Below are 7,433 nucleotides of genomic sequence, written 5' to 3'. Positions count from 1 at the left end.
CAAAACCTATCGGATTCCCAACCGCGATCGCATACCAAAGATGTCGGGGTAATGAGAGGGTGGGGCAGGGCGGGTTTTGCAGAAAGGTTATTGGTTTCTGGGTTAAGTTTGTCCCTAAACCCGCCCCTACAAATGAAACCCGCCCTAATCCCAACCTGAAAGGGGATAACAAAACCGATCGGATTCTCAACCGCGATCGCACACCAAACATGTAGGGGCGGGTTTAGGGATTACATGAGGAAATCTACCTCAAATTCAACCACAAAACCCGCCCTAATCCCAACCTGAAAAGGGATAACAAAACCTATCGGATTCCCAACCGCGATCGCATACCAAAGATGTCGGGGTAATGAGAGGGTGGGGCAGGGCGGGTTTTGCAGAAAGGTTATTGGTTTCTGGGTTAAGTTTGTCCCTAAACCCGCCCCTACAAATGAAACCTGTGCCCTAATCCCAACCGCTAAATATCCTTAAGCGCCATAATAGGCGGGTTCATTCCCTGGCTTCCATTTGATATTGCAGCCGATACTGGGCTTTTGTTCTTCACTGACGGGAGACTGTGCTAATACCGCATCGATCGCGGATCGCAGATCCTTACCTGTCACAGGTTGATCATTCCCTGGGCGGCTATCGTCGAATTGTCCCCGGTAGACGAGTTTGCGATCGCGATCGAACACAAAGAAGTCTGGCGTACAGGCGGCGGTATAGGCTTTCGCTGTTTCCTGGCTTTCGTCATAGCACAAGGGAAACGTCAATCCTAATTCTTGTGCCATTTCCTTTAACTTCTCAGGCGCATCATCGGGGTGAGTCGTAGCATCGTTGGCGCTAATTGCTACAATCCCCAGATCTGCATCCTGGTAGTCTCGACCTAGTTTAGCTAATTCACCCTGAACATGCTTGACAAATGGGCAATGACGGCAGAGAAATATCACCACTAATCCCTGTTTCCCTGCAAACGTGTCTAAGGATATCGTTTCGCCCGATACCACATCGGGTAACTGGAATTCTGGGGCTTTGTTGCCTAGAGGTAACATGGTTGAGGCTGTGAGTGCCATGATTTTAACTCCTTTGCTGACTAATTAGAGGGTTGGATTGTTGAACATACAGGTGGGAATGATTACTCAACGAGATATTGTTCAGTTTTGGGCGTTGGGTTGAGAATGCTATTTGACGGTGTTGATTGAAGTGTAGCGTCAGTTATTAGCCGCGCCCGTTAATCATGATGTTTATCAAAAAATTTTGACCATTTCAGCCTCGATTGCCGATGCTAACTGAATTTATGTGTTTGAGAATAATTGTGATGAAACGCCCCTACCCATTAATCAGGGCGGGTTTTGAATAAATGCTATCATCCATCGCAACAGGAAAATCCCTAAACCCGCCCCCACATATAAATAATGGTGCGTCTCAACACTCCCCACTTCTCCAATCCCCAATCTATTCTGCTTTTGCTGAATTGGATGATCCCGCCTCAGCGGTTTCTTCACTATTGGGTAACTCCAGACAGTATCCCGCACCGTATACTGTTTTAATATATTGGGGATGACGCGGATCAGGTTCGAGTTTGGTTCTCAGGTGACGCACATGGACGCGAATGGTTTCAATATCGTCATCTGGATCATATCCCCAGACTTCTTTGAGAATTTCACTGGGAGAAACCGTTTGACCATGACGCTGTAACAAGCAGTGTAGCAGTTCAAATTCCAGGTGGGTTAATTTGACCGTCTGATTAAACCAAATCGTCTCAAACCGTTCTGGAATCAGGGTCAAAGGACCATAGTTGAGGATTTCCGTATGCTTGGCGGCTTGGGGGATGCGGTCAGTACGTCGCAGTAAGGCGCGTACCCGTGCTAGCATTTCTTCGAGTTCAAAGGGTTTGGTCAGATAATCGTCCGCACCAGCATTAAACCCTTCTACCTTATCCTGCGTTTGACCCAAAGCTGTCAACATCAACACGGGAATATCTGTGGTGCGTTCATCCCGACGCAACCGTTGGCAAACGGTAAAGCCATCGACTCGAGGGAGCATTAAGTCTAGCATGATCAGGTCAGGCTGGAGTTGCAGCGCTAGCGCCTGACCCTTGATACCATCGGGTGCTTGGTGAACTTCGTATCCTGCCATTTCTAGGTTAATGGAGACGAGTTCTGAGATTGCGGGATCGTCATCGATTAAAAGGATTCTATGCATCACTTAAGTGGTTACTAATAGGACTTGTTAAGGTTGGATAAGAACTGTGACAGAAAACTACAGATACTGTACCGATTATAAGCGCTGATTCTAAACTACTTGTGAAGAAAATGGAAATTTTCTGTTTTTTTTTTGAAAATAAGGTATAATATTGAGTTAACTTTGAGCAATACCCTTTTTGTCCCAGCGACTGGAACGTCACGGCTACGCCAATATAGGCGAAGCCTTGCCAAAGGGTAGTTTGCTAGGTAAAGACTGGATTATCAAGGGGGTAATCAACCCGGATTTGGTAAGCTGTTCGGCATTTAAACCTTAATATCAATAACGGCGAAAGGATGGTAGTGCGTTTAGCGAAGCCATGCCGCAGGCTTTGCATCTTGCTCGCTACTAATACCCAATTTAAATGCATGACAGCTTATCAGAGAGTGGGTTAGCGATCGCTCTTATTACTGATCATCATTTTCTTCAGATGACTTCCGGTTCGATTCTTTTTTCAACTTCTCAAGTTCACGCTGCGTTTGCTCTTTCCCCCGCGTTGCCTCTTTGTAATTGGGTTGATACGTCAAAGCATTTTCATAAGAGGTCAAGGCTTCGTTGTATCGCTTCAGGTTAAATAAAGCATTAGCGCGACTATTCCAAGCTTGGTAATGGCTGCGCTTATGGGCAACAGCTTGGTCATACGCCGCGATCGCGTCTTGGTATTGCTCCAATGTATAGAAGACATTCCCCCGGTTATACCAGGCTTGCTCAGAATTGGGTCTCAGTTTCACCGCCTTCTCGTAAGCCATTAACGCTTCATCATAACGCTGCAATTGATGCAACGCCCAAGCCCGACCATACCACGCCTCATAACTGTTGGGCTGAAGTTTAACCGCTTGTTCAAATGCGGCTAACGCCTCTTGATATTGATTTAAATTATTCAAAATACTGCCCTGACTGTACCACGCCCGGTAAAAATCTGGCTGGAACTGAACCGCTTTCTGGTAAGAGTCCACCGCGTCACGATGTTTGTTCAAATTGACAAACGCATTCCCCCGTTGATACCAATATTCGGCGGAATCGGGCTTATGTTCCACCGCTTTGTCATAAGATTGAAGCGCCTCTTCATACTGTTGTAAATTATGGAATGCCCAGCCACGCTGATACCAGGCTGAGGCATAATTGGGTTGAATCTCTAAGGCTTTATCGTAAGATGCGATCGCCGCCGAATAGCGCTGTAACTTCATCTGTACCATGCCGCGACGTTCCCAGGTTTCCACGTCCTCCGGTTGCAGTTTCGTGACCTGATCAAAGGCACTAATCGCCGCTTCATAACGCTGCAATGCAGCTAACGCCTCTCCTCGCCCTTTCCAAGCCTCTGGATACTCACGCTGAATCTGAATCGCCTGATCATAAGCATCCAACGCCGCCTCAGACTGACCCAATGCCAAAAGCGCATCCCCTTGACCCAGCCAAGCTTCAGCATAGTCCGGTTGCAGTTCAACCGCACGATTATAAGCACTGAGGGCGTCCTCATACCGCCTCAACTCCAGCAGTGTTTCACCTCGGTTATAGGATTGGGTGGCATTGGTCGAATTAATCCAGTTAATAATCGCCACTGTCGCCCCTCCCCCACCAGCAATTACCGCCATGGCAATTAATAGGACAACGATCAGTTTCTTCCGTTTAGAGGATTGAGTCACAGGCGATGACGCAGAAGCAGCGCCTAAAGCCACCGTCGCCTTCGTGGGTTGAGTCAAGTCATTCAACGCCTGCAGAGCCGCCTCCGCCGAGGGATAGCGTTCGCGAAAATCGTAGCGGATCATTTTATCTAGGACTTTTGCCAACTCGGGACGAACCGACGTGCGATCGCGCCAGCAAATTTCTCCACTGTCGGGATCAGTTGGCAGTTCCTGAGGCGTTACCCCCGTTAAAGCCTGAATCCCCACAATTCCCACTGCATAGATATCACTACTCAAACGGGGATTCCCATTCGCTTGTTCACTGGGTCGATATCCCGGCGTACCAATCGCCACCGTAAAGCTAGAGGATTGTCCCTGCACCACCTGAGTGCTAACTTGTTTCACCGCGCCAAAATCAATTAGGACTAACTTACCATCCGATTTACGCCGGATCAGGTTATGGGGATTAACATCTCGGTGAATCACATGATGCTGATGAACAAACGCTAATATAGTTAAGATTTCCTGCAACAGATCAATCACCTGCTGATCTGACCACTGCGTTCCCGGCGTCAATTCCTGACTCAGATTATCTCCTTCAACCAGTTCCTGCACCAAATAGAACTCTTGACTCTCTTCAAAATAGGCAAATAGCTGGGGAATTTGGTGATGATGACCCAACTGATGCAGGATTTTAGCTTCCGTTTCAAACAAACGCCGCGCCGTCTGCAACGTAAACGGGTCAGTCGCTTGGGGTTTGAGTTGCTTCACCACACAATCGCGATCGCTAGGCAAATGTTGGTCTTGGGCAACAAATGTAGCACCAAACCCACCTTGTCCCAGTTGCCGCACAATATTATAGCGTCCACCAATTGTTTGTCCGAGAGCCAAGTTCATTGGTTTTATCAAGCCAATCCCAGCATTGCCATGCAGTAATGATATGATTGATTCTTACACAAATTTTTGCCAATCCCTTCCCCAGCTTCCCCAGCTTCCCCAGCTTCCAGACGCGCCATGGCACGTCTCTACATTGCTCCCTCTGCTCCCCCAGCTCCCTCTGCTCCCCCAGCTCCCCCAGCTTCCCTACCTCCCAGCCAATTTCTGAATTCCATGACATTGATGTAACTCCCCATTGGGCATCGTCGTACCGCTTAAATTCGCCCCTTCCAGATTTGTCTGACTCAAAGAAGCCCCTTGTAAGTTAGCGCCACTGAGAATCGCCTCACTCAAATTTGCGTCCTGCAAGTTGGCATCACGGAAGTCTGTCCAACGTAAGTTAGCCTTACTTAAATTGACCCGACTCAGATTCGCCCCTTGTAAATTTTCTCTCTTGAGATTAACACCACTTAAATCCACTCCGGCGAGAGAGACATCAGGCGCAATTAAATAAGCACCCCCTCGCTGAGGATCGAACGCTGCAGGAAAATCAGTTTGCAGATTGTACAGACTGCTTTGCCACTTAACTTGCTCCAGATTTGCCTCACTTAAATCAGCTTCAAATAAATAACTGCGACTTAGATTGCTGCGACTGAGATTAGCGCCAATTAACAGAGAACCCCGCAGATCCCCGCCCAATAGCTTAACCTGGCAGAGGTTAGCACCATTGAGATCAGCGCCCATCAACCGGGCAAAACTTAAATTAGCCCCAGTTAAATCCACACCCGTCAACGTGGCAAAACTCAAATCAGCCGCCACTAAATTCGCTCCCATCAAATCAGCACCACTCAAGTCAGCACCTCGCAGATTGGCTCCTTGCAAGTCAACTCCCTGCAAATTGGCATTATGTAGGGTAGCGCGGCTCAAGTTAGCCTGGACTAATGTCGTTTGGCTCAGGTTTGCATGAGTTAAATCGACCGCTCTCAGAGTCGCACCCATCAGGTTGACTCCATTAACGTCGATGAGAAAAAAATCTCGTTCGCCAGCTTGGTATCTACTCAATAGTTCATCAGGGTTCATCTGAATCTACCTTTATTGTGGCTAACCCTTAGTCGTCTCGTTGCGGAGTTTGTACAGCCAATGCCCATTTAATTCTCTACAAATAATTGAAAGGCTGAGTAGAGAGCGTCAACGAGGGTTAATAGATCGGATGCTTTGGCGGCATTCACAGCAACTTGACCAACTTGAGTCGTGACTTATTTGCCAGTAGATGCGCTGACCTGATTTATTTTCTCGACAGATCAATCTTAATCATAGTATTAATTTCAAGATTAGGAACCAACCTAACCAAAGCTTTTCGAGTTCCCTCCCCTTGATAAGGGGAGGGATAGGGTGGGGTCAGATCAAGGTATTGCAGAGTTTTTAGCTCGAATTATAGCGAAGACAGCGCAACTACGAACTTGATTGTTACATGGATTACTTATTTGGGGTGATGGGAATATGTCCCGGTTGAAGCGTAACCCGTTCTAACCAACTCAGGATAGCAGGAAATTTGCTTAAATCAAAGCCGCCTTCATCCGCAACATGAGTGTAAGCAAACAAGCCAATATCCGCTATGGTATAGCGATCGCCCACAAAAAATCTATGCTGCTGTAAATGAGTATCCATCACGGTTAGCGCTGCATACCCGGGTTGGCGTTTTGGGGCGAGTGCTTGCTGATACTCCTCTGCTTTTCCCAGTATCGAGATCCAATATCTGGATGTGGCGATATAGGGTTCGTGGCTATATTGTTCAAAAAATAACCATTGGAGTACTTTTGCTCGTTGCCAAGGATCATCAGGTAGAAATGGTGTTCCGTGGCTCAGATAACATAAAATGGCATTGGATTCTGCCAGAAATTTACCCGGTTCAACTTCTAACACAGGAACTCGTCCATTGAGATTTTTGGGCATAAATTCAGGAGTTCGGCTTTCTCCTTGTAATATATTCACGTTTACCCGCTCAAACGGAATCCCAAGTTGAGTCAGTAACAAACGCACCTTATAGCAGTTGCCAGACGCTAAAAAATCGTATAGTTTCATCATTAGTTAAGACGGATCGATGTCAGAAAATGCCTGTGACTGCGCTAATTTTTCTAGTATTGCCGCCATTTGTTGCCCACGGCTATGGGTTGTCGTGCTCGCCTCTTCGTCTAAAAGAGTAACCAGAACCTGAACAGTGCGATCGCCCTGAAACCACTGATTGACTTCCTCTTGCCATTCGAGTACATTTCCTTTGAGAATTGCCCGAAATGTATGCAGCATAACTAATCGCTTTAAACATTGAACTCTATTCTAACTTCAAGGCGTGCGATCGCTCTTTATTGAATAGTAGTGAATCGGCTTCAGGATTAGGTGGATTGCGAAATCACCAAAGGGCAAAAACGCGATCGCACCGTCATACAAGTTACAGTCAAAGAGATAATCTGTCATGCTGAGCGGAGTCCTGAGCAAAGCGAAGGAACAGTAGCGAAGCATCTCAAAGATTCTGACGCTCGCTCCTCAATATAGCGAGAGCTTCACATTTCGCTCAGAATGACATGTTAGAACCCAACTTCGTATCAGCACATCCTACTGATGCAGATAATTTACTGTTGTTCCGCGTTAATCCATATTTTTGCTTTATTGTCAATACCTTTTTCTTGAAGATTGCGTGAAGATTAAGGGCTAGGT

The 7,433-nt window shown here is 46.9% G+C and carries 8 protein-coding genes and 1 pseudogene; 2 read left to right on the top strand and 7 right to left on the bottom strand.

Annotation, left to right across the window (positions count from 1 at the left end; genetic code table 11):
* Positions 1-215, top strand: a pseudogene (locus RH949_RS02095) (hypothetical protein); the annotation flags it as partial.
* Positions 216-467: 252 nt separating this feature from the next.
* On the opposite strand, the gene RH949_RS02090 reads toward RH949_RS02095, so the two are convergent.
* Both RH949_RS02090 and RH949_RS02085 read right to left on the bottom strand, forming a co-directional pair.
* On the bottom strand, positions 468-1,052 hold the full coding sequence (locus RH949_RS02090; protein WP_006099870.1) for a thioredoxin family protein: 585 nt from the start codon (positions 1,050-1,052) through the stop codon (positions 468-470).
* Positions 1,053-1,434: 382 nt separating this feature from the next.
* On the bottom strand, positions 1,435-2,184 hold the full coding sequence (locus RH949_RS02085) for a response regulator transcription factor (RefSeq protein ID WP_006099647.1): 750 nt from the start codon (positions 2,182-2,184) through the stop codon (positions 1,435-1,437).
* Positions 2,185-2,362: 178 nt separating this feature from the next.
* Between RH949_RS02085 and RH949_RS02080 the strand changes: the two genes are divergently transcribed.
* Positions 2,363-2,500: a hypothetical protein gene (locus RH949_RS02080; RefSeq protein WP_446351762.1), complete on the top strand. Its 138-nt coding sequence runs from the start codon at positions 2,363-2,365 to the stop codon at positions 2,498-2,500.
* Positions 2,501-2,630: 130 nt separating this feature from the next.
* On the opposite strand, the gene RH949_RS02075 is transcribed toward RH949_RS02080, so the two are convergent.
* The 5 genes from RH949_RS02075 to RH949_RS02055 all read right to left on the bottom strand — a co-directional run bounded on the left by RH949_RS02075 (position 2,631) and on the right by RH949_RS02055 (position 7,193).
* Positions 2,631-4,742, bottom strand: coding sequence for a tetratricopeptide repeat protein (locus tag RH949_RS02075; protein ID WP_446351761.1), 2,112 nt, complete (start codon positions 4,740-4,742; stop codon positions 2,631-2,633).
* A 186-nt stretch (positions 4,743-4,928) separates the two neighbouring features.
* Positions 4,929-5,801 (bottom strand): pentapeptide repeat-containing protein, encoded by an 873-nt coding sequence (locus RH949_RS02070; protein ID WP_006099893.1) that lies wholly within the window; start codon positions 5,799-5,801, stop codon positions 4,929-4,931.
* Between the two features lie 396 nt (positions 5,802-6,197).
* Positions 6,198-6,806: a glutathione S-transferase family protein gene (locus tag RH949_RS02065; protein WP_446351760.1), complete on the bottom strand. Its 609-nt coding sequence runs from the start codon at positions 6,804-6,806 to the stop codon at positions 6,198-6,200.
* Between the two features lie 3 nt (positions 6,807-6,809).
* Positions 6,810-7,025 (bottom strand): hypothetical protein, encoded by a 216-nt coding sequence (locus RH949_RS02060; protein ID WP_446351759.1) that lies wholly within the window; start codon positions 7,023-7,025, stop codon positions 6,810-6,812.
* A 36-nt stretch (positions 7,026-7,061) separates the two neighbouring features.
* Positions 7,062-7,193, bottom strand: a complete 132-nt coding sequence (locus RH949_RS02055; protein WP_446351758.1) for a hypothetical protein — start codon at positions 7,191-7,193, stop codon at positions 7,062-7,064.
* Between the last annotated feature and the right edge of the window lie 240 nt (positions 7,194-7,433).

This window comes from Coleofasciculus sp. A1-SPW-01 (assembly GCF_040217205.1).
In the GTDB taxonomy this organism is placed as follows: Bacteria; Cyanobacteriota; Cyanobacteriia; order Cyanobacteriales; family Coleofasciculaceae; genus Coleofasciculus; species Coleofasciculus chthonoplastes_A.
This window is presented reverse-complemented; position numbering and strand designations above follow the sequence as displayed.